A 25,947-nucleotide genomic window follows, 5' to 3' on the forward strand; every position below is an offset into this window, starting at 1 on the left:
CTACCCGCCCAGGAACCGCGTCTCACGTTCCAGCCAGGAGGAGAACGACGGCCGCGCCAGCATGGCCTCGGCATAGGCCTTGGTCTTGGGCCAGCGGGTCAGGTCGAAACCCAGGTGGCGCAGGTTGGCGAACGGGCTGGCCACGGCGATGTCGGCCAGGGTCAGGCGATCCTCCAGCAGGAAGCCGCTCTCCGGGATCGTGCATTCCAGATAGTCGAGGACCGGCGGGATGGTCTCGGTCTCGGCCTTGGTCGCCACCGCCTCGTCGCCGGCCACGCCCATGAAGCGCGGACCGACGATGCGGTTGAAGAACAGCGGCCCGGCCGCCCCGACCATGATGGTGTCGGCATACTCCTCGAACCAGATGGCCCGCGCGCGGTTGCGCGGGTCGGTCGGGATCAGGTTCGGCTCGGGATGCAGGGCTTCCAGATAGGTGATGATCGCCGTGGAGTCCGAGATCTGGAAGTCGCCGTCCCTGAAACCCGGGATCTTCCTGAACGGGCTGCAGGCCAGGAACTCCGGGTCGGGCGCGCCCGGCGGCGTGACCTTGTTCTCCAGGGCCAGCCCCTTCTCGGCCCCGAAGGCCAGGGTCTTGCGGACGTAAGGCGACAGCGACGAGCCGTAGACGATCATGACGGACCCTCCCTTATGAGTTTCGCTCATAGGTCCACGGGTCGGGTTTCGATTCAAGACTTGGGCGGCGCGCCGCCGCGATCAGTCCTCGTCGCCCGCCTCGTCCGTCGCCGGCTCGAAGCTGGTCGGGTCGCCGTCCTGGCGCAGGCGCAGGCGGTAGACGCCGCGGAAGGTCTCCGGATCGGCCGGTTTGTTATGGCGCAGGATCACGATGGTCCCCTGGCGGGCCAGGTCGATGGCGTCGTTGCGGACGTGGCCCAGCAGGCGCTGCCAGCGCTCGGGCTGGATCGCCTTGGCCACCGACATCGGGTCGATGGACTTGCCCGGCGCCACGGCGGCCAGCTGCGAGAGGATGGTGTCTTGGATGGGCGTGGTGGTCATGGCGGACGGAATGACACGAATCCGTCAGCAGCGCGAGCGCGGCCGCTTGCCTCGATCCCGGCGGGGCCTTAGGTCCTCAAAGACAACTCAAGGGGCGCGATCATGGACGGCGGCAACGAGATCTGGGAAGGCCCCAAGCTGGTGACCGAGGGCGAGTGGGCCGGCTGGCGCACCTGGTCGGGCATGGACGCCTTCGAGGACCAGACCGGGCCGTTCTATTTCCGCGAGGACAACGGCGTCGTCCGCAGCGCCTTCCGCGCCGAGGCTCGCCACATGAACGGCGGCGGCTTCATGCATGGCGGCTGCATGATGACTTTCGCCGACTATTCGCTCTTCGCGATCTCGTGGGCGCACCTGAAGGACGTGCGGGCCGTGACCGTCAGCCTGAACGGCGAGTTCCTGGGCCCGGCCAGGGCCGGCGACCTGGTGGAGTCCTCCGGCGAGGTCACCAAGGCCGGCGGCTCGCTGCTGTTTGTGCGCGGGCTGGTGTCCACCGGCGGGTCGCCGATGCTGAACTTCTCGGGCGTGATCAAGAAGATCCGGCCGCGGTAGGCTAGACCCCCGCCTTCGCCGCCGGCCGAGCCATCATCCCCTCTAGCCAGCGCTTGACGTTGACCAGCTCGGCGTCCGGCCGGAAGCGCACCATGCGGGCGAAGTCGATGGCCGTGGCGGCCAGGATGTCGGCCATGATCACCCGCTCGCAGGCGATGAACGCGCTCTCGGCCAAGCGGCGATCCAGCACCTTCAGGCCCTTCTCGGCCATGGCGCGGTTGGCGGCGGCGACCTCGGGGACCTGGGTCTCGATGGCGGCCAGGGCCGGATGGCTGTGGCGCACCGTCATCATCAGCGGGGTGGCCACCATCATCTCGGTGCGCCGCGCCCACATCTCGATCACGGCCGCCTCGCAGGCGTCCTCGCCGAACAGGTTGGGGGTCGGATAGACGGTCTCCAGGTAACGGCAGATGGCGACCGACTCGGTGATCGTCTGGCCGTTGTCCATCTCCAGGGCCGGCACGTTGGGCAGGCCCGCCTTGGCCAGGTAGTCGGGGGTGCGATGCTGTCCGCCGAAGATGTCGACATCGACGATCTCGATGTCCTCGATCCCCTTCTCGGCCATGAACCACCGCACGCGGCGGGGATTGGGAGCGCGGCGACTGTCGTAGAGCTTCAAAAGAAATCCTCCCGGCTTTTGACCGGGAGGATGCTTTGGTTCCGCGAAGGAAGGGAAGGCTCTTTAGAGCCCGAACCACCCGCGCGGCATCAGGCCGATCAGCGAGCCCGTCAGGCAGGTGGCCAGGAAACCGGCCATCATCGCCTTCCAGACCAGGCCCAGCACTTCCTGCCGGCGCGCGGGCACCAGCACCGAGAAGCCGGCGACGTTCATGCCCACCGAGCCGATGTTGGCGAAGCCGCACAGGGCGTAGGTCATGATCATCCGGGTGCGCGGGTCCAGCAGCTCGGGGCCTTCCTTGGCCAGCTGGATGAAGGCGGTGAACTCGGTGAGGATCAGCTTGACGCCCAGCAGGCCGCCGGCCGTGCCCGCTTCCTTCCAGGGGATGCCCATGGCCCAGGCCAGGGGCGAGAACACCAGGCCCAACACGCGGGCGATGCTCAGGTGCTCGCCGCCCACCATCGGCAGGGCGAACAGGATCTTGTCGACCATGGTGGCCAGGGCGATGAAGACGATCAGGGTGGCGCCCACGTTCAGGGCGATCTGCAGACCGTCCGTCGTGCCCTTCATGACCGCGTCGATCGAGCTGCCGTAGGTCTTGTCTTCCTCCGCCAGGTCCAGGTCGTCGGACTTCTCGCTGGGGTCGCCGGGCACCATGATCCGGGCCAGCAGGACGCCGGCCGGGGCCGAGATCAGCGAGGCGGCCAGCACGTGGGCGGCGGCGTTGGGCAGCACGTCGTGCAGGATCGTGGCGTAGGCCACCATGGTCGAGCCGCTGACGCAGGCCATGCCGACCGCGATCAGCATGAACAGCTCCGACCGGGTCAGACGCTCCAGATAGGCGCGGATGAAGATCGGCCCCTCGATCTGGCCCATGAAGATGGTGGCGGCGGTGGCCAAGGCCGGCGGGCCGCGCAGGCCCAGGGTCTTCTGGAACAGAAAGCCCAGGCCCTTGGCCAGCCACTTCAGGATGCCCCAGTGCCACAGCAGGGCCGACAGAGCGCAGACCACCAGGATCACCGGCATGACGCGGAAGGCGAACAGGAAGCCGGCCCCCGGATTGGTCTCGGTATAGGGCGGGGTGGTGCCCGACAGATAGCCGAACACGAAGTTGGTGCCGGCTTGAGTCGACGAGGCCAAGCCCTCGACCGCCCCGTTCACGCCCTGCAGCGCGTCGCGGGTGGCGGGCAGCTTGAACAGGATGAACACCAGGGCCAGCTGGATGGCGATGGCGCAGACGGCCAGCACCAGCGGGAAGCGCTTGCGGTTCTCGGAGACGAGCCAGCAAAGGCCGAGGATCAGCGCCACGCCCGCCAGGGCCTGGACGTTCTCGGGAAGGAAGATCAAGACGGAAGGACCTTAAACTGATGAGGCGACGCCCCCGCGACGCCATCCAAGGGCCCAAATGACTATGAATGGGGGGCGGGGCGCAAGCGCAATGCGCACGAAACCACGAGGGCCGGGCCATCTGCCCAGCCCTCGCACGGAACCGCCTAGGCCGCGACGTCGACCGAGGTGGTGGAGGTCGAGTCCGACGTGGTCGAGCCGGTCAGGTTGCTGGTCAGCGAGGCCAGCAGCTTCTGCATCAGGTCGGCCGCGTCGCTGGAGACGTCCGAACCCAGCTGGTCGATCGACGAACTGAGGCTTTGGGCCAGTTCCGCCGCCGACACCACCCCGTCGCCGTTCAGGTCGGCCGAGTCGGTCGAGCCAGAGGTCGACGAGCCGCTCTCCTCCGAGCCGCCGCTGGGCGGAGGTCCGGGCGGGGGACCGCCGGGGCCGCCCGGGCCACCTTGCGGCTTCATGGCCGAGAACTCGTCCAGCGACAGCGCGCCGTCGCCGTCCGTGTCGCCGTTGCTCAGCATGTTCGAAGCCATGTCGGTGGCGCTGGGCGCGTCGGACGGCAGGTCCGAGGGCGCGTGGGCGGCCATGGCCGTGGCCAGCTCGTCGCTGGTGACGGAGCCGTCGCTGTCCGCGTCGGCGTCGGCGAACATCGAGGCGGCGCGGTCGGTCTGGCTGGTTTCCTGGGCGCCGAGCAGCGAGCTCAATGTATCGGCCCCGAAACCTTGGCCCGACGAGGACCAGCCCGACATCGGCGGCGGCCCGCCGTTCTTGCCGCCCATCGGCATGTTTTGCCCGACGCCGGCGAAGGCGCTGGCCGCGCTCGAGTCGGCGCTGGTGGACTGGGTGGAGGTCGCCGCCCTCGCCTGCAACAGTTGCTGCATCAGCGAAGAGGACCCCACACTGGAGATGGTCATCTGTCTCTCCTGGAGGAGGAGAACGCCGGCCCCTGCGCCGAACGCCCGCGCCGGGAGTCCGACGCACCAAGTTCGGTGCTAAAAACATGCCTTATTTCAAGTTGTTACGACTCTGATACAATGGATCGGCCCATCGATGCTCAAGGGCGGGGAACGTGCGCCCAGGTTCGGGTCGCCGGCGGGGTTTCGCGCCGCGTAAATACGCAGCACGGCGCCCGCGAGGCGCGCAGAACGCGCCTTACCCCGATTTAACTTGGCCGCCCGGGGTTCGCCGGGCATTGCTGCAACCCTTGATTGGGGAGCGTACCGCGCATGTCGCTGGCCTTGGCCACACTGCTATACGAGTGGCGTAGATATATGGCGGCGGTGATCGCCCTGGCGTTCGCGGGACTGCTGGTCCTGGCGCAGGTCGGGATGTTCACCGGCATCGGCAAGAGCTTCACGGCCACCATCGACCGCTCGCCGGCCGACATCATGGTGCTGGGCCCCAAGGCCGAGAGCCTGATGAACGGCGGCAGCGGCCTGCCCCGCCGCGTCATGGCCCAGATGTACATGCACCCCGAGATCGTCGAGGTCGCCGACCTGGACGGCGGCAACGGCCTTTGGACCAACGTCCCCGCCCCCGGCAAGAAGCAGGTGCGCGAGTGGATCCAGACCTCGTCGGTCGACCCGCGCTCGGACTCGGTGACCTGGCCCAAGGACTACAACGAAAACATCCGCATCGCCCTGCTCGAGCCCTACGCCGTCGCCATCGACCGGACCGGCATGGCCAAGCTGGGGATCAAGAAGCTGGGCGACACCGCCGCCATCAACGGCCAGACGGTGCATGTCCGCTACATCCTCGACGGCTACCCCAACATGATGCAGCCGACGATCGTCATCTCGCGCGACACCCTGCGCCTGCTGGGCCAGGCCTCGAACGGCAGCCGCGTGGGCCCGCTGATGATCCGCATCCGCCATCCGGAGATGGCCGAGCAAGTCCGCGACCAGCTCAACGCCGTCTCCGACAAGAAGTACCGCGCCTGGACCCGCCAGGAGCTGTCGGACGCCAACGACGGCGCCATGATGAAGGAGAGCTTCATCGGCATCATGCTGGTCTCGTCGCTGGTTCTGGGCCTGTTCATCGGGGTGGGCATCACCTCCCAGACCCTGCGCGGCGCGATCCTGGCCAACATCAAGGAATTCGCCGCCCTGCGCGCCTTGGGCGTGTCGATGGGCTCGCTGCGGATGATCGTCATCGAGCTGGGCTTCTGGACCGGCGTCGCGGGTCTGGCGGCCACGGCCGTGCTGGTGGCCGGCGCCGCGGCCCTGGCCGGCGCGAACGGCGTGCCGATGAGCTTCCCGATCCCGGTCGTGATCTTCGTGGCGATCTTCCTGATCCTGATCTCCGTCGCCTCGGGCCTGATGGCCCTGGGCATCCTGAAGAAAAGCCAGCCGGCGGACCTGCTGCGATGAGCGCCCCCTCCCCCGCCGCCGGCAAGACGGCCATCGTCGCCAAGGGCCTGCAGAAGCGCTTCAAGACCGGCCGCACCTATATCGAGGTGCTCAAGGACGTGGACTTCGACGCCCTGCACGGCGACGTGACCATGGTCATGGGCCCCTCGGGCTCGGGCAAGTCGACCCTGGTGGCCTGCCTTTCGGGGCTGCTGCGGCCCGATGCCGGCAAGGTCGAGGCGCTGAGCACCGACCTGTGGGGCGGCCCCGACGGCCGTCCGCGCGGCCTCACCTCCGGCAAGCTCGATCGCTTCCGCCTCGACAACTGCGGCTTCATCTTCCAGGGCTTCAACCTGTTCCCCGCGCTCAGCGCCCTGCAGCAGGTGACCACGGTCCTGAAGTACCAGGGCCACAGCCCCGACAAGGCCAAGGCCATGGCGATCACCGCCCTCGAAGAGGTGGGCCTGGGCAAGCGCATGAACCAGAAGCCGGCCGAGCTGTCGGGCGGCGAAAAGCAGCGCGTGGCCATCGCCCGCGCCCTGGCCAAGCAGCCCAAGCTCTTGTTCGCCGACGAGCCGACCTCGGCCCTGGACGGCGAGAACGGCCAGGTGGTGACCAAGCTGCTGCATCGCGCCGCCAAGGAGCACGGGGCCGCGGTGATCTGCGTCACCCACGACCCGCGCCTGGAAACCTTCGCCGACCGCGTCATCCACATCGAAGACGGTCGCATCCTCGACGACCGTCGCGTCACGCCCGCCTCGACCGCCGCGTCGAGCGACCGCCCCCTGATCGGAGCCTGAGTTCCATGCCCGCCCTGCTTCGCCGACCGTCTTTCTGGGTCGTCATCCTGATCGTCGTTTCCCTCGGCTCGATCATCTTCGTCATGCAAGGCCAGGCCAAGGCCAAGAAGGCCAAGATGGCCGCCATCGCCGCCGCCGCTCCCGCCACGCCCTACGGCGCCGTCGCTGACGGCAAGGCCGACGTCGAAGGCGGCGTGATCCAGGTGGCCGCGCGCCGCCAGGGCATCATCCGCGAAGTGCTGGTCCAGGAAGGCGACACCGTGACCAAGGGCCAGGTTCTGGCCAAGCAGGAGGACGACGACGCGCGCCTGGCCGCCGAGACCGCCCAGGCCGGCCTCAACTCGGCCCGTGCCCAGCTGGCCCTCTATCAGGTGCAGCTGCGCACCGGGCAGCGCGAGTACAAGCGCCTGCAGAACCTCTCGGCCTCCAACTTCGTGGCCGGCCAACGCCTCGACGCGGCCCAGGACCAGATCGCCTCGGCCAACGCCAATATCCAGGCCCAGCAGGCCGCCATCCAGGTGGCGACCGCCCAGCTGAACCAGGCCCGCTACAACCAGGAACTGACGGTGATCCGCGCCCCGGCCGACGGCCGCATCGCCCGCCGCTACGCCAATCCCGGCGCCGGCGCCTCGTCGCTGAACGTCACCCCGATGTTCGACCTGGAGCCCCAGACCGCCCGCATCGTCCGCGCCGAGATCAGCGAGTCGGCCATCCCCTTCGTCAGCCTGGGCCAGGCCGTCGAGATCATCCCGGAAGCCGACCAGTCCAAGGTCTATACCGGCAAGGTCCTGCGCCGCGCCGCCGTCTTCGGCGCCCGCAAGCTGCAGTCCGACGACCCGTCGGAACGCACCGACGCCCGCGTGGTGGAAGTGGTCATCAGCGCCGACGGCACCCCGTTCCTGATCGGCCAGCGCGTGCTGGTGAAGTTCATGAAGCCCGGCGCAACGGCGGGGGCCAAGCGCCCGGCGAATAGCCAGCCGGATCCGGTTAAGAGCTAGGGGCTTCCGTCCCCTTCGGGGGAGGAGCTTGACGCCCCGTCTCCCGCACCGCACAAACGCGCCAAACCAAACACGCGTTTGAGGGAGATACGAGCATGGCGGACGATATCCGGTTCGACGGTCAGGTGGCGATCGTCACGGGGGCCGGCGGCGGTCTGGGCCGGCAGCATGCGCTGGAACTGGCGCGGCGCGGGGCCAAGGTGGTGGTCAACGACCTGGGCGGCAGCGTCGACGGTTCGGGCGGCTCGTCCGAAGCCGCCAAGGCCGTGGTGGCCGAGATCAAAGCCTTCGGCGGCGAGGCCATCGCCCACGGCGCCTCGGTGACCGATGACGCTGGCGTCGCGGACCTGGTCAAGACCACCCTCGACAAGTGGGGCCGGATCGACATCCTGATCGCCAACGCCGGCATCCTGCGCGACAAGACCCTGAGCAAGATGGAGCTGGCCGACTTCGAGCTGGTCCTGCAGGTCCACGTGTTCGGCACCTTCAAGCCGATCAAGGCGGTCTGGGACATCATGAAGGCCCAGAACTACGGCCGCATCGTCGTGACCACCTCGTCCTCGGGCATGTACGGCAACTTTGGCCAGTCCAACTACGGCGCGGCCAAGATGGCGGTGCTGGGCCTGATGAACACGCTGAAGCTGGAAGGCGCCAAGAACAACGTCAAGATCAACGCCATCAGCCCGGTGGCCGCCACCCGCATGACCGAGGGCCTGATGCCGCCCGAAGTGCTGGAGAAGCTGAAGCCCGAATACGTCACTCCGGGCGTGGTCTATCTGGTCTCGGAAGACGCCCCCACCGGCGCGATCCTGACCGCCGGCGCGGGCGCCTTCGCCCTGTCGCGCATCTACGAGACCGAGGGCGTCTATCTGGGCGAGGGCGGGCTGTCGGCCGAGGAAGTCCGCGACAACTGGGACAAGATCGTCGCCGAGCCCGACCAGAAGGCCTATTTCAACGGCGGCGAACAGGGCGCGAAGTTCTTCCGCAAACTGGCCGGCGGCTAGTTTTCCCCTGTCGCGGGATCGGATTGCGGCGCGAATGTGGCCGGCGAATATTCTGTTCGCCGGCCTTTTTGCGTCTATTTCAGGCAACCGACAGCGCTTCTGACATAACGACGAAATATAGATGGCCGCACAGGCCAACGATTATTTGACACCATGTACAAAATTCATTGTTACGCGAATAAATAGCAACGTTTTTTGACTGAATGCGTTAGAGCGACGGCAACCGGCGCCATCAAGGGCGCCGGAACCTCCTCCCCCAGAAGGTCTCTCTCATGTCCATTTCGCGTAAAATCCTCGCCGGCGGCGTGGCCGTCGCCGCGCTCGTCGTGGCCAGCCAGGCCTCGGCCGCCGCGTTCTACCTGCAGGAACAATCGGTGCGCGGCGCCGGTCGCGCCTATTCGGGCGAAGTCGCCGACCGCGGCGCCGCCAGCCTGTGGTGGAACCCCGCCGCCATCGCCGGCATCGACACCAACGAAGTCTACGGCGGCGTCCACCTGGTCCAGGTCGACTCGCAGGTCGACAACGCCAACTCCACGCTGACCCGTCCGGTCATCCCGGGCGGCCTGACCAGCCCGGTGGGCGGCGAGCCCCGCGCCGGCGGCCCGATCAACAACGGCATCGTGCCCAACTTCGCCGGCGCCTTCCGGGTCAACGACAAGCTGGCCCTGGGCCTGACCGTCGCCGCGCCCTACAACTTCACTACCGACTACAACAGCCGTAGCTGGACCCGCTACGACGCCCTGAAGTCGAACCTGAAGACCATCGACGTCAACGGCAGCGTCGCCTACCGCATCAACGACATGTTCGACGTCGGCGTGGGCGTCTCGGCCCAATACACCGACGCCGAGCTGACCTCGGCCCTGCCGAACCTGTCGCCGGCCCTGGCCGACGGCTCGTCGTCGCTGAAGGGCGAAGGCAACTGGGACTACGGCTGGAACGCCGGCGCCCAGTTCCACCCGACCTCGAACCTGACGATCGGGGCCTCGTACCGTTCGGAGATCAAGCACGAGCTGGACGGCAAGGTCCTGATCAGCGGCCTGGTCGGTCCGCTGGCCGGCGCCAACGTCAACACCGACGGCGTGGCCAAGATCACCACCCCGTGGATGGCCAACCTGGGCGCCCGCTGGAAGGTCGACGACAAGGTCACCCTGAACGCCTCGGTCTCGCGTATCGGCTGGAGCGAGTTCGACAAGATCGTCGTCACCTACACGGGCGGCGGCAGCGTCAGCGAGCAGAACTACAAGGACACCACCACGGTGGCCGTCGGCATCGACTACGACGTCAATGACAAGCTGACCCTGCGCGGCGGCGTGCAAAAGGATCCGACCCCGACTCCGGACGTCGGCCGCACCGCCCGCGTGCCGGACGGCGACCGCACCCTGTACGCGGTGGGCGCCACCTGGGCGGCCACCAACGCCATCAAGCTGGATGCGGCCCTGTCCTACATCGCCTTCAAGGACACCCAGATCAACCGCACCGAGACGATCTACGGCGGCACCGCGGCGGCCACGACCCTGAACCTCCAGGGCGACGTCAGCGGTTCGGCCGTGGTCATCTCGACCGGCATGCGCTGGAGCTTCTAAGCCTCCACGTCGACCGACGAAACAAGGGCCGTCCGGGGCAACCCGGGCGGCCTTTTTCTTTGGGTGCGGCTAGTCCAGCGGCATCCCGTAGAGCTCAAGCCGGTGATCGATCAGGCGGTAACCCAGCTTGCGGGCGATGGCGTTCTGGAGGGCCTCGATCTCTTCGTCCACGAACTCGACGACCTTGCCGGTCTTCATGTCGATCAGGTGGTCGTGGTGGTGGTCGGGTGTCTCCTCGTAGCGCGAGCGGCCGTCGCGAAAGTCGTGACGCTCGATGATGCCGCTTTCCTCGAACAGGCGAACCGTCCGATAGACCGTGGCGATCGAGATGTGCGGATCGACGGCGTGGGCGCGACGGTGCAGTTCCTCGACATCGGGGTGATCGTCTGCGGCCGACAGCACGCGGGCCACCACCCGGCGCTGCTCGGTCATGCGCATGCCCTTGTCGACGCAGAGTTTCTCGAGGCGGTGCAAGCGGGCGTCTCCGGTGGCGATGGGGGTCAGGCGCTCAGGCGCGAAGCATCGGCGACGGGGGCCGGAGCGCCGAGCGGGCGCAGACGGTGTCCGCGCGCCAGCAGGGCCTCGGCGACCAGGGTCACGGCGCGCTCGACGATAGGGTTGGGCGGGCCGCCGGTCAGCAGGTGGAAATGACCGGCGAAACCCGCCCCGTCGCCGCCTTGAGCGGCGGCGAACAGCCCCAGCATCGTCGCCTCGTCCCGCGCCACGCTCAGCCCCCCGGGCGGCGCCAGGACGATCGCGCGACACCCCTTCATGGCCCACTGCTGGACGAACACGCGCATGGCCGCGAAGGCCTCGCCCGCGCGCTCGCCGCATCCGTGGTCGAACTCGCGCCGGACGATCAGGCAGTCGCGCCCGCGGGCGAAGCTGCGGAACGCCCAGACGATCAGGTGCTCGCCATAGAGCAGGTCGCCAAGGTCGATGGGTTGGGATGGATCGGGCCGCACGCCGCAAGTCTCCCGGACAAGACAGGGGGCCGATCCTGCTTGCCCAGTGTGACCTCGGTGAGCGGCCCGATACAGTTCTTGCGAACAGATCGCAACTAAGGCCGACTCCAGTTGCGAGTCAATCGCAAATTCTATCCAATGGTCGCCCACAGGATTTTGGCGGCCTCGGCGAACGCCTTGGCGGCCGCGCTGTCGGGCGCACGCAGCACCACCGGGGTCCCGCCGTCGCCCGCCTCGCGCACGGCGATCTCGATGGGCACCTGGGCCAGCACCGGCACGCCCAGGGCTTGGGCCTCGGCCACGCCGCCGCCGGCGCCGAAGATCGGGATCGGGGCGCCGGTCGAGGGATCGGCGAAGAAGGCCATGTTCTCGATCAGGCCCAGGATCGGCGTGGCGGTCTTGCCGAACATGGCCGCGGCGCGACGGGCGTCGATCAGGGCGATCTCCTGCGGGGTGCTGACCAGCACCACCCCGTCGATGCGCAGCTTCTGGACCAGGGTCAGCTGGATGTCGCCGGTGCCGGGCGGCAGGTCGACCACCATCACGTCCAGCGGCGCGTCCTGCGTGGCCCAGCGCACGTCGTGGATCATCTGGCGCACCGCCGACGAGGCCATCGGGCCACGCCAGATCATCGCCCGGCCCTCGTCGACCAGGAAGCCCATCGACATCAGGCGGACGCCGTGCGCCTCCAGCGGAACCAGCTTGCCGTCCTCGTAGACCGGCTCGCCGTCGACGCCCATCATCCGGGGCGCGGAGGGACCGTAGACATCGGCGTCCAGCAGGCCCACGCGCAGCCCCTGGGCGGCCAGGGCGCAGGCCAGGTTCGTGGCGACGGTGGACTTGCCCACCCCGCCCTTGCCCGAGGCCACGGCGACCACGTGCATCACATGGGCCGGCTTCTCGGCCTGGGGCGGCGGGACCAACTTGGCCTGGCCGTCCTCGGAAACCTTGGCGCCCTTGCGCACCCGGGTCGCGCCTTCGGCGGCCTGGGCGGTCAGGACGACCTGGGCGACCTCGATCCCCGGCAGACCGGCCAGCGCCTTCTCGGCGGCTTCGCGCACCGGGGCGTAGGTCGCCGCGTCGGTGGCCGGGACCTCCAGCATGAAGCCCGCGCGCCCGGCGCGGACCACCAGGCCCTGCACCAGGCCGGCCGCGACCAGGCCCTCGCCGGTGATCGGATCGATCACCCGGTCCAGCGCCGCGCGCGCGTCGTCCAGGGTGGCGGGGAAAGCTGCGGTCACGGGTTTGTCTTGCCTTGTTCTGCGGGGGCTCTCATATCCGCGTGCGGGGGTCGTTTTACAACCCCGCCCATTCTGTGACGGGAAGACCAAGCCGCCCATGCCCTGGAACGACAACGCCGGCCCCGGCCCCTGGGGATCCCCGCCGCCCAACGACGGCAAGAAGGACGGAGACCGGCCCAGGGGCGAAGACCCGCGTCCCGGCCCGCCGAAAGGTCCCGGCGCCCCGCCGCCGCCCGTCGACCTGAACGCCCTGGTCGATCGCGTGACCGAGCGCCTGCGCCAGGCCTTCAACGGCCCGGGCCGCCCGCGCGCCATCGCCGTCACCGGCGCGGTCCTGGTCGGGCTGTGGGCCCTGTCGGGCTGCTACGTGGTCCAGCCCAAGGACCAGGCGGTGGTCACCACCTTCGGCGCCTACAGCCGCACGGCCGGCCCCGGCTTGCGCTACCACCTGCCCTACCCCATCGAGCGCGCCGAGATGGTGCCGTTCACCTCGACCCAGTCGATGGACATCGGCGGCAGCGCCGCCCAGCCGGTGGCCGACGAACGCCTGATGCTGACCGGCGACGAGAACATCGTCGACCTTTCCTTCACCGTGCAGTGGCGGGTGTCGGACGCGGCCAAGTACACCTTTAACGTCTACGAGCCCGACTCGGTGATCAAGGACGTTGCCGAGAGCGCCATGCGCGAGGTGGTGGGAAAGACCGCCCTGACCCCGATCCTGACCAACGGACGCGGCCAGGTGCAGGCCCAGACGCGCGCCCTGATGCAGCAGATCCTCGACCGCTACGACATCGGCGTGTCGGTCCAGAGCGTCAACATCCAGACCGCCACCACGCCCGGCCCGGTGCTGGAAGCCTATCGCGACGTGCAGCGCGCCGCCCAGAACGCCCAGTCCGCGGCCAACAACGCCCGTGGCGAGGCGGCCCAGATCACCCAGGCGGCCCTCGGCTATCGCGAACAGGTGGTCCGCGAGGCCGCCGGCGACGCCGCGCGCTTCAACCAGGTCTACGAGCAGTACAAGCTGGCCCCCGCCGTCACCCGCGAGCGCCTCTATATCGAGACCATGCAGCGGGTGCTGGAGCGCTCGAACAAGGTGATCGTCGACAGCAAGGGCGCCAACGCCCCGATCATCCTGCCCTCCGAAACCTTCCGGCCGAAGACCCCGGCCGCCAGCGCCACCGTCGTCGAAGGAGCCGCCCGATGAGCACCCTCAGCGGAAAAGCCATCGCCGCCGGCGTCGCGGCCGTCAGCCTGCTGATCCTGGCCAACGTCACCCTGTTCAAGATCGACCAGCGCCAGCAGGCCCTGGTCGTGCGCTTCGGCGATCCGGTACGCACGGTGCTGACGCCCGGCCTGCACTTCAAGAGCCCGTTCGAGACGGTGCTGCGGTTCGACAAGCGCAACATCGAGCTGAACGCCAACGAGGAAGAGGTCACCGCTGCCGACCAGGAGCGCCTGGTGGTCGACGCCTTCGTCCGCTACCGCATCACCGATCCGCGCCAGTTCTACCGCACCCTGGGCACCGAGGGCGTCGCCAAGCAGCGCCTGGAGACTATCGTCAACGCCGCCCTGCGCGAGGAGATCGGCCGCTCCAACTCCGAGGACGTGATCGCCGGCAAGCGGGCCCAGGTGATGGCCGCCATCCGCGCCAAGGTCGCGGGCCAGGTGGCCGCCTCGGACCTGGGCGTCCAGATCATCGACGTGCGGATCAAGCGCGCCGACCTGCCCCCGGCCAACGCCCAGGCGGTGTTCGAGCGCATGCAGACCGCCCGCAAGCAGGAAGCCGCCCAACTGCGGGCCATGGGCGAGCAGAAGCGCCGCGAGATCGTCGCCACCGCCTACGAGGAGGCCGAGAAGATCCGAGGCGACGCCGACGCCCAGCGCGCCCAGCTGTTCGCCCAGAGCTTCGGCCGCGATCCTGCCTTCGCCGCCTTCTATCGCTCGATGGCCGCCTACGAGGCCGCCCTGGGCAAGGGCGACACCACCCTGGTGCTCTCGCCCGACAGCGCCTTCTTCAAGTATTTCGAGAAAGGCCCGGCGGGGTAGGAACCTATCCTTCTCCCCTTGCGGGAGAAGGTGTCGGCGCAGCCGACGGATGAGGGGTCGAAAGACAGAACCGCCGCGACTAGCCGAAAGGCCGGTCGCGGCGGTTTTCGTTTGAAAGACCCCTCATCCGACCTCCTTCGGAGGCCACCTTCTCCCGCAAGGGGAGAAGGAAAAGCGCTTACTTCCGCTCCACCGCTTGCCTGCTCATCGGAGCCAGCTTGGCCAGCAGCTTGTTCTGGGCGGCGAAGGGCACGCCTTCCTTGTTCATCGCCCATTGCAGGTTCTCGACCAGGGCGTTGAAGTCCTTGTAGGTGATGCCCTGGTCCTTGTGGGCGGCGGTCATGTCCTTGCCGGTGTAGTCGCAGCCGCCCTCGGAAGCCGGCCCGGCCAGGATGTAGCAGAACTGCTCGGTCAGGGTTCGCTTCAGCCGCACGGTGTCGGCCGTGGCGAAGATGTCCTTGATGCGCGGGTCGGCGATGTTGCGGTCCACCAGGTCGCCGGCGATCCGGGCCAGGCCATCCTTGCCGTGGAAGGCCGCCAGGACGCGCTGGTCCTTCAGGGGCGCGGCGTCGGCGTTGTCGTTGGACTGAACGTAGGGATCGACCGGCTTCTCGCCGGGCGGGACGGTCTGGGCTGCGACCGCGCCCGCGAAGGTCAGAGAGAGGGCCGTGGCGGCCAGGACGAGGCGCATGGTCGTGATCCTCTAGAAGCCGGCCTGCAGCGAGACGTAGAGGCCCCGCTGGTTCTTGAAGGTGGCGATGTCGCCCAGGTCCGCATAGGCCGCCGTCACCGACAGCGTCTTATTGAACGCATAGGCCACGAAGACGTCGGCCCAGTCGTTCTCCTTGGCGAAGCCGAGGTTGTCGGGCTTGGAGCGGTATTCGGCGCCGACCAGCAGGCGCTTGGACAGCAGATAGCCGGCCGAGCCTTCGAACTGCGCGCCGTAGCCGTCCTTGGCCCCGCCGAAGCCCAAGAGGCCCGTCTGGTTGGCCTTGGTCAGGCGCACCGTGCCGTTCAGCACCAGGCTCTTGTCCAGCAGCAACTTCGTGGCGGCGGCGTAGTAGTCGACGCCGGTGTCGTCCTGGGCGCCGACGGCGCGGACGATGGCCGGCTGGTTGTTCTGCTTGAACTGGGCGCCGACGGCGACTTGCGGCAGCCAGGTGTCCTGGTCATAGACCGCGTCGCCCAGGACGCGGACCTTCACGCCAACAATGTCCTGCTTGAACGTGAAACCCCGCCCCAGGCCCAGCTTGGCGCCCGTCGCGCCGGTGTCGAATTCCTGGCGGGCCAACGACAGCTCCAGCCGGTCGAACAGGCCCATCGTCACGCCGGCCGAGCGCAGCTCGTAATCTGGGACGTTCACATAGGTGGCGTGGACGCTGCCACCGATCCCGCGCGTGGTCTCGTTGCCGCCGATCAGGGCCCAAGTCGACAGACCGCCGCCGGCCCCGCCTTCCAGCGCGCTGACGCCGCCGGTCAGCAGCAGCTTGCCGCCCGGCTCGATCTCGCCGGCGCTCGCCGCGCCGCACAGGCCAAGCGTCACCATAAAGGCGGCCAATCCCAGAAGTCTCGATCGCATGACGTCCCCAAGCGCTTTCGCGCGGGACCATGCCGAGAAAGACTTTAACGAACCTTCAGCATGTCAAAATGTCGCAGTTCTCTTCGACGGCCGCCGATCTTCGCGCATTAACTGGGATTTCATCGCGACAAGGCTAAAGCAGAGCCATGAAGATCGCATCAATACTCTTCAGGGTTGCGCTGACGGCCGCAGCGGCGATCGCTGTGTCGGCCCAGGCCGCCGATCTCACCGTCTCGGTGCGCGGCGCCGACGGCAAGCCCGTGCCGGACGCCGTGGTCACCGTCTATCCGAACGGCCAGCCCACCAAGGGCCCGATCAAGTTCGACTGGCCCTACCGCGTGGCCCAGCAGAACATCCAGTTCACGCCGTTCGTATTGATCGTGCCGGCGGGGGCCGAAGTGTCGTTCCCCAACCTCGATAAGGTGCGCCACCACGTCTATTCGTTCTCGGCCGGCAACAAGTTCGAGCTGAAGCTGTACGGCCACGAGGAGAACCGCGTGGTGAAGCTGCCCGCGGTCGGCGTGGCCGCGATCGGCTGCAACATCCACGACCAGATGGTCGGCTTCATCAAGGTGGTCGACACCGCCTACGCCGCCAAGAGCGACGCCAACGGAAACGCGGTGATCCGGGGCCTGCCCGATGGCCCCGTGGTCGCCAAGGTCTGGCATCCCTATCTGCGCGCGCCCAAGAACGAGAAGACCCTGACCACCACCGCCGTGCACGGCGCGGCGCGCGAGACCGCGACGGTCGAACTGCGCGCCGGCGGGCGCTGACCCCGATGTTCAACCGCCTCCAGACCAAGCTGACCGTCCTCTATGCGGGACTGTTCGCCCTGGCGCTCAGCCTGGTGGCGGTGACCGTCTATCTGACCATCGCCAACAACGCCCAGCAGCAGGTCCGCAAGGAACTGGCGGCGACCGGCACGGTGTTCGACAGCGTCTGGGCCCTGCGCACCCAGCGACTGCGCGACGGGGCCGACCTCCTCTCGCGCGACTTCGGCTTCCGCGCCGCCGTGGCCACCCATGACGCGCCCACCGTGCAGTCGGCGGTGACCAACCTGCGCCAGCGCATGGGCCTGGACCTGGCTTTCCTGGTCGGGGTCGACGGCGACGTGGTCGGGGTCGACCCGTCCAAGGTCGACATCGAGAAGCTGTGGAGCGCCCTGGACGCCGAGGACGGCGCCCAGGGCGTGTTCATCGTCGACGGCCAGCCGTACCAGCTGATCTCGGCGCCGGTGATGTCGCCCACCCTGACCGGCTGGATCGTGTTCGGCGCGCGGCTGGACGACCACGAGATGACCGCCCTGGAGAAGCTGGCGGCCATCCGTCTGGAGGCCCAGGTGTTCGACCGTCGCGGCGAGACCTGGGTGACCACCGACAAGACCGCCGACACCAAGGCCCTGGGAGCCTTCGTCGCCCAGGCCATGGGCCAAAAGATCACCGCCCCCGGGCGCCTGCGCACCGCCCACGGCGACAACCTGGTGCTGGTCAGGCCGCTGAAGGCGCTGGACGGCCAGACCCCCGCCGCTCTGGTGCTGCGCTATCCCATGGCCCTGGCCATGGCGCCCTATCAGCCCTTGATGGCCGCGGTGATCATCGCCGGCCTGATCGGCGCGGCCCTGGTCGCCGCCGCCAGCTGGGCCCTGTCGCGCGACATCGCCAAGCCGATCATCGCCCTGGACGAGGCCGCCCGCCGGCTGCAGCGCGGCGAGGCCGCCCACGTGGACGTGCGCTCCAGCGACGAGATCGGCCGCCTGTCCGACAGCTTCAACCTGATGGCCGCCGAGATCCGCGAGCGCGAGCACCGGATCACCGAACTGGCCCTGCACGACGCCGAGACAGGCCTGCCCAACCGCCTGGCCGCCGAGCGCGAGATCGAAGCCCGCATGGCCCGCCTCCAGCCCGGCCAGCAGGTGGTGGTCGGCGCCCTGGGCCTGGACCGCTTCGCCTTCCTGCGCGGCGCGATCGGCTACGCCCTGTTCACCCAGCTGGTCACCGAGATCGGCATGCGGGTCCGCGCCATCGATCCCGGCGTGACGGTCGCCCGCCTGACGACCTCGACCCTCTGCGTGATCTCCAACATGACCGACCTGGAGACCGCCGTTCCCCGGGTCGAGACCCTGGCGCCGATGCTGGAGGCCCCCGTCCGGCTGGACGGCGAACTGGTGGACGTCCACCTGACCCACGGCGTGGCCGGGGCGGACGCCGGGATCAGCGCCTTCCGCCTGGTCGAGCACGCCATGATCGCCCTCGATCAGGCCCGCGCGTCCGGCCGCAAGGTAGCCCCCTTCGACGCCGAGGCCTATGGCGACCCGGCCGGCAATCTCTCGCTGATGAGCGAGATGCTGGAGGGCGTGGCCAGCGGCGCGCTGTTCCTGCACCACCAGCCCAAGCTGGACCTGCGCGAAGGCCGGGTGACCGGCGTCGAGGCTCTGGTGCGCTGGAACCACCCGACACGCGGCCTGCTGCGCCCCGACCTTTTCGTGGGCATGGCCGAGGAGACCGGCCACATCCGCGCCCTGACCGACTGCGTGCTGGACATGGCCATCGCCGACCAGAAGACCCTGCGCCAGGCCGGCCACGACCTGACCATGTCGATCAACATCTCCGGCCGCCTGATCGACGATCCCGAGTTCGCCGACCGCGCCATCGAGAAAGTGACCGCCGCCGGGGCGCGCTTCTGCTTCGAGATCACCGAGACCGCCGTGATCGGCAATCCGGACGTCGCCCTGGGCGTGCTGGAGAAGCTGAGCGCCGCCGGCATCGCCGTTTCCATCGACGACTACGGCTCGGGCCTGTCGTCCCTGGCCTATCTGAAGCAGATCAGCGCCGACGAGCTGAAGATCGACAAGGCCTTCGTTCTGTCGCTGGAGAGCGACGCCAAGGACGCCCTGCTGGTGAAGTCGACCATCGACCTGGCCCACAGCCTGGGCCTGAAGGTCGTCGCCGAGGGCGTGGAGAGCCGCGAGGCCCTGGCTATGCTCCAGATGATGGGCTGCGACCTGGCCCAGGGCTTCCACATCGCCAGGCCCATGCCGCTGGCGGCGTTGGAAGGCTTTTTGGCGACGCCGGCCGAGGGCCGCAAGACCGCCTAGGCCGCCGCCTTCAGCAGGTCCATCACCACGTGCAGGCTGTCGGCCACGTGGACGCACTTGTCGTGCATCTCCTCGTTGGGATCGAGGATGTCGGGCACCATGATCGTCATCATCCCGGCCGCGTGGGCCGCGCGGACGCCGGGGTGGGAGTCCTCCAGCGCCAGGCACAGGGTCGGATGGACGTTCAGCCGGCGGGCGGCCTCCAGATAGGGATCCGGATGCGGCTTGTGGCGCACGACGTCGGCGTTGGCGACCACCGCGTGGAAGCGTTTGACCAGGTCGAAGCGGCCCAGATAGCGCTCCACGGCCTCGCGGCTGTTGGAGGTGGCGATGGCGCGCGGCACGCCCAGGGCGTCCAGATAGTCGAGGATCTCCATAACGCCCGTCTTCAGCCGCACCTCGGCCTCGAGGATCAGCTCCACGTCAGTCCAGGTGCGCTTGAAATAGGCCTCGACCGGGAAGTCGTCGCCATACAGGCCGCGCAGCATCCCCGCGCACTCGGGATTGGTCTTGCCCACCATCGACTGGTAGATCGCGGGCGTGAAGTCGATGCCGAAGGCCTGGCCGGCCTCGGCCATCGCCGCCTGGTAGACGGTCTCGGTGTCCAGCAACAGGCCGTCCATGTCGAACACCACGGCCTGGACGCCGCGCGGGAAGCTCACGAGACGAACTCCGCGCTCTTGTAGCCCTGGAAGTAGAGCAAGGCGGTAAGGTCGGCGTGATCGACCTTGGCGTGGGCCTGGGCCGCCACGATCGGCTTGGCGCGGTAGGCCACGCCCAGGCCGGCGACCTCGATCATCGCGAGGTCATTGGCGCCGTCGCCCACGGCCAGGGCGTCGGCCGGGGTCAGGCCCAGGGCCGAGGTCTCTTCCCGCAGAGCGGCCAGCTTGGCCTCCTTGCCCAGGATCGGATCGCCCACCTGGCCGGTCAGCTTGCCGTCGGCCTCGATCAGGGTGTTGGCGCGGTTCAGGTGGAAGCCGGCCGCCTCGGCGACCCGCGAGGTGAAGAAGGTGAAGCCGCCCGAGACCAGGGCGCAGCGGGCGCCATGCTCGGCCATGGTCCGCACCAGGGTGCGCGCGCCGGGGTTCAGCTTCACGCGGTCGTCGTAGCAGGCCTGCAGAGCGTTCACCGACAGGCCTGTCAGCATGCCCACGCGTTCGCGCAGGGCGCCTTCGAAGGCCAGCTCGCCGCGCATGGCGCGTTCGGTGATTTCCGAGACCTTGTCCTTGACCCCGGCGAAGTCTGCCAGTTCGTCCAGGCACTCCACGTTGATGATCGTGGAGTCCATGTCGGCGATCAGCAGGCGCTTCCTGCGGTTCTCGACCGGCTGGACGGCGAAGTCGACCGGCCGCTCGCCCACCGCCACCTTGACCGCCTGGTGGCTCTCGACTGGAGGACCATCGACGAACAGATCCAGAGCCCCCTCGCCCAGCACGGTTTCGGAGGAGACCTCCAGCGTGGCGCGCACGGCGGCGGCCGCCTCCGCCAGGGCGGCAGGGTCGGGCGAGACGAGGGTGATCGCGAGCATGACGCGGCGGCTATTGGAGGAAGCTCTCCACGTCAACCTCGAAGCTGTGCTCTTGGCCTATTCGGTCATCAGCGACAGGCAGTCGGTGAAGACCGCCATGCCGCGTTCCTGGGCGGCCTCGTCGCCCTTTTTGGTCGACGGCGTGTTGGCCACCAGGGTGGAGAGGCCGGCGACGCCGCGCCGGTATACGTCGGCGGGCTTCTCGCCCCGGGCCATGGCCTGGGTCAGGGTCTCGTTGACGATCGCCTCGCCGGTGACGCCCAGCATCTTCAGCATCGGGGAGATGGCCTTCCCGCTGCCGTCGCCGTCGTCGAACTTGCCCATCACGCCCGGATTGGCGCGCACGATCTCGTCGAGGCCGACGAACACCACCGCGCAGCCGAACTTCTGGTCGGCCTTGACCGCCGCCGTGATCGGCGCGGGCGGGGGCGGCTTGACCGGGGCCGGCGTCGTGGTGGCCACGGCGGCGGCGAAGATCACGTGAAGCATGATATGGCATCCCCGGTAAGGCAGACACGCCGTCCGCGAGGCCAGGGGCTCGAGTCAGGATTGTCCGGAAACAGCATCGTTCTTATCGGAGGGCCGACGGCCAGCGGCAAGTCGGCTTTCGCCCTGGACCTGGCGCGCGAGACCGGCGGCGAGATCGTCAACGCCGACTCCATGCAGATCTATGCGGGCCTTCGCGTGCTGACCGCCGGTCCCTCGCCCGAGGAACTGGCCGCCGCGCCCCACCACCTGTTCGGCGTGGTCGACGCGGCCGAGGGCTGGTCGGTGGGCAAATGGCTGAACGCCGCCGTCACGGTGCTGGACGACATCGCCGCCCGGGGCCGGACGGCCGTGGTGGTGGGCGGCACCGGCCTCTATTTCCGCGCCCTGACCCACGGCCTCGCCGACGTGCCGCCGGTGCCCGAGACCCAGCGCGAGATCTCCAGCCTGCTCTACGCCGCGCGGGGTGAGCCGGAGTTCCGCGATATCCTGGCAGAGTTGGACCCCGAAGCCGAGAAGCGCATCGAGATCGGCGACCGCCAGCGCCTGGTCCGCGCCCACGCCGTGGCCGTGGCCACCGGCAAGTCGCTGACCGCCTGGCAGACCGACACCAAGCCGGCCCTGGCCAAGGGCAGCTGGCGCGGCGTGATCCTGGACCCGCCGCGCGCCGAACTCTACGACCGCTGCGACGCGCGTCTGGGCCAGATGGTCGAGCACGGCGCCCTGGACGAGGTGCGGGCGATGGAGGCCCGAGGACTGGACCCGTCCCTCCCCGCCCTCAAGGCCGTCGGCTACCGCGAACTGGCCGCCCACCTGCGCGGCGAGACCTCGCTGGACGAGGCCCTGGACGCCGCGCGCCAGGAGACTCGACGTTACGCCAAGCGGCAGATGACCTGGTTCCGCAACCAGACGCCGGATTGGGAAAGGACCACCGCATGACCGAAACCGCCCGCCTCGCCGCCGCCATCGGCGTTCGCCTGATCGAGCGGGGCGAGACCGTCGCCGTCGCAGAATCCTCGGCCGGCGGCCTGATCTCGGCGGCCCTGCTGAGCGTGCCAGGCGCCTCGAAGTTCTATGTCGGCGGCTCTGTCGTCTACACCGCCCGGGCTCGCCTGACCCTGATGGACATCCCGCAGAAAGCCATGGACGGGCTGCGCTCGGCCAGCGAGCCCTACGCCGCCCTGCTGGCCCGGGTGGTCGGCAAGAACCTCAAGGCCACCTGGGGTCTTTCGGAAACCGGCGCGGCCGGTCCGGACGGCAACCGCTACGGCGACGCGGCCGGCCACACCTGCGTGGCGGTCGCCGGACCGCTGGAGTTGACCCGCACCCTGGAGACCGGCCACGGCGATCGCGCGGCCAATATGGAAACCTTCCGGGACGCGGCCCTGCAGTTGTTGCTGGACGCCCTCTCCGCCGCCTAGACCGTGCCGAACAGGGCGTAGGCGAACTCGTCCATCGCCTTCTGGGTGATGCTGGTGTTGTCGAGCAGCACCACGGTGGTCTGGTCGTCGAAACGGTGGCCCAGCACCGAGCGATAGCCGGCCGCCCGGCCGGTCTCCCAGGCGAGGACGCGCGGCATGCCGTCAGCGAACAGGGTCTTCACCCGTCCGCCCAGGGCATAGTCCTGGTCGGGCCAGCCGACGGTCAGCAGTTCCTTCTTCCGAGCCGGCGTCAGGACCCCCCCGTCGAAGATCGCGTGGGCCGCCTTCAGGAGGTCGCCCGCCGTGCTGGCGTAGCCGCCGCTGGCCGCGAAGAACGCGAAGCGCTCGTTGGGCTGGCGCACCAGCGGCTCTAGCGTGCGGTACGAGATCGCGACGTCCGCCGGATCGACGGGCGTGGTGCGGCTCAGGCCCAGCGGCCCGGTGACCAGTTCGACCATGGCCTCCGCATAGGCCTTGCCGGTGACGGCCTCGATGATCGCGGTGATGATCACCCAGTTGGTCAGGGCGTAGTCGAACTTGGTCCCCGGCTCGAAGGCCAGGTCGCCCGAGCACCACAGCTTCACCGCCTCCGCGGTCGTGAAGCGCTTCTTGAACAGATCCGGATCGGGGTTGGCCTTGGTCCAGGTCGAAAAGCCGTTGGGCACGCCGCTGGTGTTGGTCATCAGGTGGCGCAGCGTGACCTTGCCGCCGGTGTCGGCGCGATAGTCGGGCAGCCAGCGGACGATCGGCGCGTCCAGGTCCAGCTTGCCCGCCTCGGCCAGGCGCAGCAGGGCGGTCGAGGTCAACCACTTGGAGATCGAGGCGATCAGATAGGGCGTGTCCAGCGTCGCCGGCCGGCGGGCCTCGATATCGGCGAACCCGACGGTCCGGGAATAGATCGGCTTGCCCGCCTTGCCGACCAGCACCACGCCCTGGAACGGCTGGAGCTTCAGGAAATCATCGACGACCCGATCGGCCGCCGCGCCCGACGCGACCTCGGCCCGCGCCTTTTGAGCCAATCCGAACGCGACCGCGCCGGCTAGAAATTCTCGCCGTCCGAACACTGCAGCGCTCCTCGATTGCGGATGCGCGACCGTGAGGGGGAAAACCTGCTCCCGTCGAGTGAAACTCCGGTAAGGTCGCGCCGCCGCCAAAGGCAGAACCTTGCGTCAATCAGCGCCTTGACGCCCCTCGATGAGCATGGCATTCCCCGATCATCCATTTGGAGCAACACTCGTGCGCGACACCATGATCGTACTTATGGAGCGGCCGTTCACGGCGTGACCTCGAAGTCACGCTGATAGATCGGTCGCGCGCACAAAAGGTCCTTCGGGGCCTTTTTTCTTTTCCGCCCTACGCCAAACCAAGCTTACCCAAACCCGGATCAGTCCCATGACCGCCCATCAGACCATCGAGAGCCAAGCTCCCGCCGACACCGCGAACCGCGCCATGACCGGCGCCGAGATCGTGGTTCGCGGCCTCGTGGACCAGGGCGTCGAGGTGCTGTTCGGCTATCCGGGCGGCGCGGTCCTGCCGATCTACGACGCGCTGTTCCACGAACCGCGCCTGCAGCACATCCTGGTCCGCCACGAGCAGGGCGCGACCCACGCCGCCGAGGGCTATGCCCGGTCGTCGGGCAAGCCGGGCGTCGTCCTGGTCACCTCGGGCCCGGGCGCGACCAACGCCATCACCGGCATCATGGACGCCCTGATGGACTCGATCCCGATGGTCGTCATCACCGGCCAGGTCCCCACCCACCTGATCGGCACCGACGCCTTCCAGGAAGCCGACACCGTCGGCATGACCCGCTCGTGCACCAAGCACAACTACCTGGTCAAAGACGTCCGCGACCTGCCGCAGATCATCCACGAGGCCTTCAAGATCGCCACCACCGGCCGTCCCGGCCCGGTGCTGATCGACATCCCCAAGGACGTCCAGTTCGCCAAGGGCGAATATTACGGCCCGGCCGAGGTCGCCTCGACCCACGCCTACAATCCCAAGACCAAGGGCGACCAGAACCGCATCGCCGAGGCGGCCCGGATGATCGCGGGCGCCCGCCGGCCGATCTTCTACACCGGCGGCGGGGTCATCAACGCCGGCCCGCGCGCCAGCGAGGCCTTGCGCGAGTTCGCGGCCCTGACTGGCGCGCCCGTCACCTCGACCCTGATGGGCCTGGGCGCCTTCCCGGCGGCCGATCCGTCGTGGCTGGGCATGCTGGGCATGCACGGCACCTTCGAGGCCAACAACGCCATGCACGACTGCGACGTGATGGTCTGCATCGGCGCGCGCTTCGACGACCGGGTCACCGGGCGCCTCGACGCCTTCTCGCCGGACTCCAAGAAGATCCACATCGACATCGACGCCTCGTCGATCAACAAGAACGTCCGCGTCGACCTGCCCATCGTCGGCGACGCCGGCAGCGTGCTGGACGACCTGATCGCCGCCTGGAAGGCCGGCGGCCACCAGCCCAACAAGGCCGCCCTGACCGATTGGTGGGCCCAGATCGACCAGTGGCGCGCCCGCCGCTGCCTGGCCTATCGCGGCTCCGACACGGTCATCAAGCCGCAGTACGCCATCGAGCGCCTGTACGAGCTGAGCAAGGGCCGCGACACCTACATCACCACCGAAGTCGGCCAGCACCAGATGTGGGCCGCGCAGTTCTTCCGCTTCGAGGAGCCCAACCGCTGGATGACCTCCGGCGGCCTGGGCACCATGGGCTACGGCCTGCCCGCCGCCCTGGGCGTGCAACTGGCCCATCCGGGCGCCCTGGTCGTCGACATCGCCGGCGAGGCCTCGATCCAGATGTGCATCCAGGAACTGTCGACGGCGATCCAGTTCGACCTGCCAGTCAAGATTTTCATCCTGAACAACGAATGGATGGGCATGGTCCGCCAGTGGCAGCAACTGCTGCACGGCGAGCGCTACAGCCACTCCTATTCCGACAGCCTGCCCGACTTCGTGAAGCTGGCCGAGGCCTATGGCGCGGTCGGCATCCGCTGCTCGGACCCGGCCGAGCTGGACGGGAAGATCCTGGAGATGATCAACAGCGACAAGGTCGTGGTCTTCGACTGCCGCGTCGAGAAGCACGAGAACTGCCTGCCGATGATCCCCTCGGGCAAGGCCCACAACGAGATGATCATGGGCGACGTCGAGGACATCGGAAACGTCATCGGCGAGGCGGGCGGCGGGCTGGTGTAAAAGGCCGGTTTCTTCGCTTTACGTCGGCGACTTCCCATTCAATCTTGCCGCAACGCGAGAACAAGATGGGAACATATCCGATGCAGGCGCGCTTGACGAGAAAGCATTGTACGCACAAAATTGTACGTAC

At 68.5% G+C, this 25,947-nt stretch carries 28 protein-coding genes; 14 read left to right on the forward strand and 14 right to left on the reverse strand.

Features of this window, described 5'->3' with window-relative positions; all coding sequences use genetic code 11:
* Both AC07OA_RS11370 and AC07OA_RS11375 read right to left on the reverse strand, forming a co-directional pair.
* Positions 1 to 633 (reverse strand): glutathione S-transferase family protein, encoded by a 633-nt coding sequence (locus tag AC07OA_RS11370; RefSeq protein ID WP_494663915.1) that lies wholly within the window; start codon positions 631 to 633, stop codon positions 1 to 3.
* Between the two features lie 81 nt (positions 634 to 714).
* Positions 715 to 1,014 carry a DUF3253 domain-containing protein gene (locus AC07OA_RS11375; protein ID WP_494663916.1) on the reverse strand — a complete coding sequence of 100 codons (300 nt, stop codon included), beginning with the start codon at positions 1,012 to 1,014 and terminating at the stop codon, positions 715 to 717.
* 102 nt (positions 1,015 to 1,116) lie between these two features.
* On the opposite strand from AC07OA_RS11375, the gene AC07OA_RS11380 reads away from it, so the two are divergent.
* Positions 1,117 to 1,566, forward strand: a complete 450-nt coding sequence (locus AC07OA_RS11380; RefSeq protein WP_494663917.1) for a PaaI family thioesterase — start codon at positions 1,117 to 1,119, stop codon at positions 1,564 to 1,566.
* Between the two features lies 1 nt (position 1,567).
* Here AC07OA_RS11380 and AC07OA_RS11385 read toward each other — a convergent pair whose 3' ends face one another.
* The 3 genes from AC07OA_RS11385 to AC07OA_RS11395 form a co-directional block, all read right to left on the reverse strand.
* A complete protein-coding gene (locus AC07OA_RS11385) occupies positions 1,568 to 2,185 on the reverse strand; it encodes a glutathione S-transferase family protein (protein ID WP_494663918.1) in 618 nt (205 codons plus the stop codon).
* Between the two features lie 63 nt (positions 2,186 to 2,248).
* On the reverse strand, positions 2,249 to 3,529 hold the full coding sequence (locus AC07OA_RS11390; protein ID WP_494664303.1) for a NupC/NupG family nucleoside CNT transporter: 1,281 nt from the start codon (positions 3,527 to 3,529) through the stop codon (positions 2,249 to 2,251).
* A 149-nt stretch (positions 3,530 to 3,678) separates the two neighbouring features.
* Complete coding sequence (locus AC07OA_RS11395; protein ID WP_494663919.1) at positions 3,679 to 4,440, reverse strand: EF-hand domain-containing protein; 762 nt, start codon at positions 4,438 to 4,440, stop codon at positions 3,679 to 3,681.
* 312 nt (positions 4,441 to 4,752) lie between these two features.
* On the opposite strand from AC07OA_RS11395, the gene AC07OA_RS11400 reads away from it, so the two are divergent.
* From AC07OA_RS11400 to AC07OA_RS11420, 5 genes are all read left to right on the forward strand, one after another.
* Positions 4,753 to 5,895, forward strand: coding sequence for an ABC transporter permease (locus AC07OA_RS11400; protein ID WP_494663920.1), 1,143 nt, complete (start codon positions 4,753 to 4,755; stop codon positions 5,893 to 5,895).
* A complete protein-coding gene (locus AC07OA_RS11405) occupies positions 5,892 to 6,674 on the forward strand; it encodes an ABC transporter ATP-binding protein (RefSeq protein ID WP_494663921.1) in 783 nt (260 codons plus the stop codon). The genes AC07OA_RS11400 and AC07OA_RS11405 overlap by 4 nt, the downstream gene beginning before the upstream one ends.
* A gap of 5 nt (positions 6,675 to 6,679) precedes the next feature.
* On the forward strand, positions 6,680 to 7,672 hold the full coding sequence (locus AC07OA_RS11410; RefSeq protein WP_494663922.1) for an HlyD family secretion protein: 993 nt from the start codon (positions 6,680 to 6,682) through the stop codon (positions 7,670 to 7,672).
* Between the two features lie 95 nt (positions 7,673 to 7,767).
* On the forward strand, positions 7,768 to 8,676 hold the full coding sequence (locus tag AC07OA_RS11415; protein ID WP_494663923.1) for an SDR family NAD(P)-dependent oxidoreductase: 909 nt from the start codon (positions 7,768 to 7,770) through the stop codon (positions 8,674 to 8,676).
* A 272-nt stretch (positions 8,677 to 8,948) separates the two neighbouring features.
* The gene (locus AC07OA_RS11420; protein ID WP_494663924.1) at positions 8,949 to 10,259 is read left to right on the forward strand and encodes an outer membrane protein transport protein; all 1,311 of its coding nucleotides are present in this window, start codon (positions 8,949 to 8,951) and stop codon (positions 10,257 to 10,259) included.
* 69 nt (positions 10,260 to 10,328) lie between these two features.
* Here the strand turns inward: AC07OA_RS11420 and AC07OA_RS11425 are convergent, their stop codons facing one another.
* The 3 genes from AC07OA_RS11425 to AC07OA_RS11435 all read right to left on the reverse strand — a co-directional run bounded on the left by AC07OA_RS11425 (position 10,329) and on the right by AC07OA_RS11435 (position 12,465).
* Positions 10,329 to 10,733, reverse strand: coding sequence for a Fur family transcriptional regulator (locus AC07OA_RS11425; protein WP_494663925.1), 405 nt, complete (start codon positions 10,731 to 10,733; stop codon positions 10,329 to 10,331).
* Positions 10,734 to 10,759: 26 nt separating this feature from the next.
* Complete coding sequence (locus tag AC07OA_RS11430) at positions 10,760 to 11,224, reverse strand: hypothetical protein (RefSeq protein ID WP_494663926.1); 465 nt, start codon at positions 11,222 to 11,224, stop codon at positions 10,760 to 10,762.
* A 131-nt stretch (positions 11,225 to 11,355) separates the two neighbouring features.
* On the reverse strand, positions 11,356 to 12,465 hold the full coding sequence (locus tag AC07OA_RS11435) for an Mrp/NBP35 family ATP-binding protein (protein ID WP_494663927.1): 1,110 nt from the start codon (positions 12,463 to 12,465) through the stop codon (positions 11,356 to 11,358).
* Between the two features lie 97 nt (positions 12,466 to 12,562).
* Here AC07OA_RS11435 and hflK point away from each other — a divergent pair, with 97 nt between their 5' ends.
* Both hflK and hflC read left to right on the forward strand, forming a co-directional pair.
* On the forward strand, positions 12,563 to 13,669 hold the full coding sequence (gene hflK / locus AC07OA_RS11440; RefSeq protein ID WP_494663928.1) for an FtsH protease activity modulator HflK: 1,107 nt from the start codon (positions 12,563 to 12,565) through the stop codon (positions 13,667 to 13,669).
* Positions 13,666 to 14,511, forward strand: a complete 846-nt coding sequence (hflC, locus tag AC07OA_RS11445; protein WP_494663929.1) for a protease modulator HflC — start codon at positions 13,666 to 13,668, stop codon at positions 14,509 to 14,511. Before hflK ends, hflC begins: the two co-directional genes overlap by 4 nt.
* Before the next feature lie 178 nt (positions 14,512 to 14,689).
* Here hflC and AC07OA_RS11450 read toward each other — a convergent pair whose 3' ends face one another.
* Both AC07OA_RS11450 and AC07OA_RS11455 read right to left on the reverse strand, forming a co-directional pair.
* On the reverse strand, positions 14,690 to 15,202 hold the full coding sequence (locus AC07OA_RS11450) for a group I truncated hemoglobin (RefSeq protein WP_494663930.1): 513 nt from the start codon (positions 15,200 to 15,202) through the stop codon (positions 14,690 to 14,692).
* A gap of 12 nt (positions 15,203 to 15,214) precedes the next feature.
* Entirely contained in the window at positions 15,215 to 16,057 is an 843-nt protein-coding gene (locus tag AC07OA_RS11455) for a DUF3034 family protein (RefSeq protein ID WP_494663931.1), read from the reverse strand.
* Positions 16,058 to 16,236: 179 nt separating this feature from the next.
* Here AC07OA_RS11455 and AC07OA_RS11460 point away from each other — a divergent pair, with 179 nt between their 5' ends.
* Entirely contained in the window at positions 16,237 to 16,863 is a 627-nt protein-coding gene (locus AC07OA_RS11460) for a cupredoxin domain-containing protein (RefSeq protein ID WP_494663932.1), read from the forward strand.
* 5 nt (positions 16,864 to 16,868) lie between these two features.
* Positions 16,869 to 19,184 carry a putative bifunctional diguanylate cyclase/phosphodiesterase gene (locus AC07OA_RS11465; protein ID WP_494663933.1) on the forward strand — a complete coding sequence of 772 codons (2,316 nt, stop codon included), beginning with the start codon at positions 16,869 to 16,871 and terminating at the stop codon, positions 19,182 to 19,184.
* On the opposite strand, the gene AC07OA_RS11470 is transcribed toward AC07OA_RS11465, so the two are convergent.
* The 3 genes from AC07OA_RS11470 to AC07OA_RS11480 are packed head-to-tail and all read right to left on the reverse strand — an operon-like array spanning position 19,181 to position 21,201.
* Positions 19,181 to 19,846 carry an HAD family hydrolase gene (locus AC07OA_RS11470; RefSeq protein ID WP_494663934.1) on the reverse strand — a complete coding sequence of 222 codons (666 nt, stop codon included), beginning with the start codon at positions 19,844 to 19,846 and terminating at the stop codon, positions 19,181 to 19,183. The genes AC07OA_RS11465 and AC07OA_RS11470 overlap by 4 nt on opposite strands.
* Positions 19,843 to 20,712 (reverse strand): phosphoserine phosphatase SerB, encoded by an 870-nt coding sequence (serB, locus tag AC07OA_RS11475; RefSeq protein ID WP_494663935.1) that lies wholly within the window; start codon positions 20,710 to 20,712, stop codon positions 19,843 to 19,845. Before serB ends, AC07OA_RS11470 begins: the two co-directional genes overlap by 4 nt.
* A gap of 57 nt (positions 20,713 to 20,769) precedes the next feature.
* Positions 20,770 to 21,201, reverse strand: a complete 432-nt coding sequence (locus AC07OA_RS11480) for a hypothetical protein (RefSeq protein WP_494663936.1) — start codon at positions 21,199 to 21,201, stop codon at positions 20,770 to 20,772.
* A 60-nt stretch (positions 21,202 to 21,261) separates the two neighbouring features.
* Between AC07OA_RS11480 and miaA the strand changes: the two genes are divergently transcribed.
* Together miaA and AC07OA_RS11490 are read left to right on the forward strand one after the other, a co-directional pair.
* Positions 21,262 to 22,137 carry a tRNA (adenosine(37)-N6)-dimethylallyltransferase MiaA gene (gene miaA / locus AC07OA_RS11485; RefSeq protein ID WP_494663937.1) on the forward strand — a complete coding sequence of 292 codons (876 nt, stop codon included), beginning with the start codon at positions 21,262 to 21,264 and terminating at the stop codon, positions 22,135 to 22,137.
* Positions 22,134 to 22,619: a CinA family protein gene (locus AC07OA_RS11490; RefSeq protein ID WP_494663938.1), complete on the forward strand. Its 486-nt coding sequence runs from the start codon at positions 22,134 to 22,136 to the stop codon at positions 22,617 to 22,619. The genes miaA and AC07OA_RS11490 overlap by 4 nt, the downstream gene beginning before the upstream one ends.
* Here the strand turns inward: AC07OA_RS11490 and AC07OA_RS11495 are convergent.
* Positions 22,616 to 23,683: a serine hydrolase domain-containing protein gene (locus AC07OA_RS11495; RefSeq protein ID WP_494663939.1), complete on the reverse strand. Its 1,068-nt coding sequence runs from the start codon at positions 23,681 to 23,683 to the stop codon at positions 22,616 to 22,618. The genes AC07OA_RS11490 and AC07OA_RS11495 overlap by 4 nt on opposite strands.
* A gap of 172 nt (positions 23,684 to 23,855) precedes the next feature.
* Here AC07OA_RS11495 and AC07OA_RS11500 point away from each other — a divergent pair, with 172 nt between their 5' ends.
* Together AC07OA_RS11500 and AC07OA_RS11505 are read left to right on the forward strand one after the other, a co-directional pair.
* A complete protein-coding gene (locus tag AC07OA_RS11500) occupies positions 23,856 to 23,903 on the forward strand; it encodes a hypothetical protein (protein ID WP_494664304.1) in 48 nt (15 codons plus the stop codon).
* Between the two features lie 108 nt (positions 23,904 to 24,011).
* Entirely contained in the window at positions 24,012 to 25,817 is a 1,806-nt protein-coding gene (locus tag AC07OA_RS11505; RefSeq protein WP_494663940.1) for an acetolactate synthase 3 large subunit, read from the forward strand.
* Positions 25,818 to 25,947 lie beyond the last annotated feature (130 nt).

The organism is Caulobacter sp. GW821-FHT09B08 (genome assembly GCF_059418225.1).

Excerpts from the sequence above, each read along its gene's own strand:
- AC07OA_RS11375 (WP_494663916.1), bottom strand. The coding sequence starts at position 1,014 with ATGACCACCACGCCCATCCAAGACACCATCCTCTCGCAGCTGGCCGCC.
- AC07OA_RS11380 (WP_494663917.1), top strand. The coding sequence starts at position 1,117 with ATGGACGGCGGCAACGAGATCTGGGAAGGCCCCAAGCTGGTGACCGAG.
- AC07OA_RS11490 (WP_494663938.1), top strand. The coding sequence starts at position 22,134 with ATGACCGAAACCGCCCGCCTCGCCGCCGCCATCGGCGTTCGCCTGATC.
- AC07OA_RS11480 (WP_494663936.1), bottom strand. The coding sequence starts at position 21,201 with ATGCTTCACGTGATCTTCGCCGCCGCCGTGGCCACCACGACGCCGGCC.
- AC07OA_RS11450 (WP_494663930.1), bottom strand. The coding sequence starts at position 15,202 with ATGCGCCTCGTCCTGGCCGCCACGGCCCTCTCTCTGACCTTCGCGGGC.
- AC07OA_RS11395 (WP_494663919.1), bottom strand. The coding sequence starts at position 4,440 with ATGACCATCTCCAGTGTGGGGTCCTCTTCGCTGATGCAGCAACTGTTG.
- AC07OA_RS11455 (WP_494663931.1), bottom strand. The coding sequence starts at position 16,057 with ATGGTGACGCTTGGCCTGTGCGGCGCGGCGAGCGCCGGCGAGATCGAG.
- serB (WP_494663935.1), bottom strand. The coding sequence starts at position 20,712 with ATGCTCGCGATCACCCTCGTCTCGCCCGACCCTGCCGCCCTGGCGGAG.
- AC07OA_RS11505 (WP_494663940.1), top strand. The coding sequence starts at position 24,012 with ATGACCGCCCATCAGACCATCGAGAGCCAAGCTCCCGCCGACACCGCG.
- AC07OA_RS11370 (WP_494663915.1), bottom strand. The coding sequence starts at position 633 with ATGATCGTCTACGGCTCGTCGCTGTCGCCTTACGTCCGCAAGACCCTG.
- AC07OA_RS11410 (WP_494663922.1), top strand. The coding sequence starts at position 6,680 with ATGCCCGCCCTGCTTCGCCGACCGTCTTTCTGGGTCGTCATCCTGATC.
- AC07OA_RS11420 (WP_494663924.1), top strand. The coding sequence starts at position 8,949 with ATGTCCATTTCGCGTAAAATCCTCGCCGGCGGCGTGGCCGTCGCCGCG.
- hflK (WP_494663928.1), top strand. The coding sequence starts at position 12,563 with ATGCCCTGGAACGACAACGCCGGCCCCGGCCCCTGGGGATCCCCGCCG.
- hflC (WP_494663929.1), top strand. The coding sequence starts at position 13,666 with ATGAGCACCCTCAGCGGAAAAGCCATCGCCGCCGGCGTCGCGGCCGTC.
- AC07OA_RS11405 (WP_494663921.1), top strand. The coding sequence starts at position 5,892 with ATGAGCGCCCCCTCCCCCGCCGCCGGCAAGACGGCCATCGTCGCCAAG.
- AC07OA_RS11460 (WP_494663932.1), top strand. The coding sequence starts at position 16,237 with ATGAAGATCGCATCAATACTCTTCAGGGTTGCGCTGACGGCCGCAGCG.
- AC07OA_RS11415 (WP_494663923.1), top strand. The coding sequence starts at position 7,768 with ATGGCGGACGATATCCGGTTCGACGGTCAGGTGGCGATCGTCACGGGG.
- AC07OA_RS11465 (WP_494663933.1), top strand. The coding sequence starts at position 16,869 with ATGTTCAACCGCCTCCAGACCAAGCTGACCGTCCTCTATGCGGGACTG.
- AC07OA_RS11400 (WP_494663920.1), top strand. The coding sequence starts at position 4,753 with ATGTCGCTGGCCTTGGCCACACTGCTATACGAGTGGCGTAGATATATG.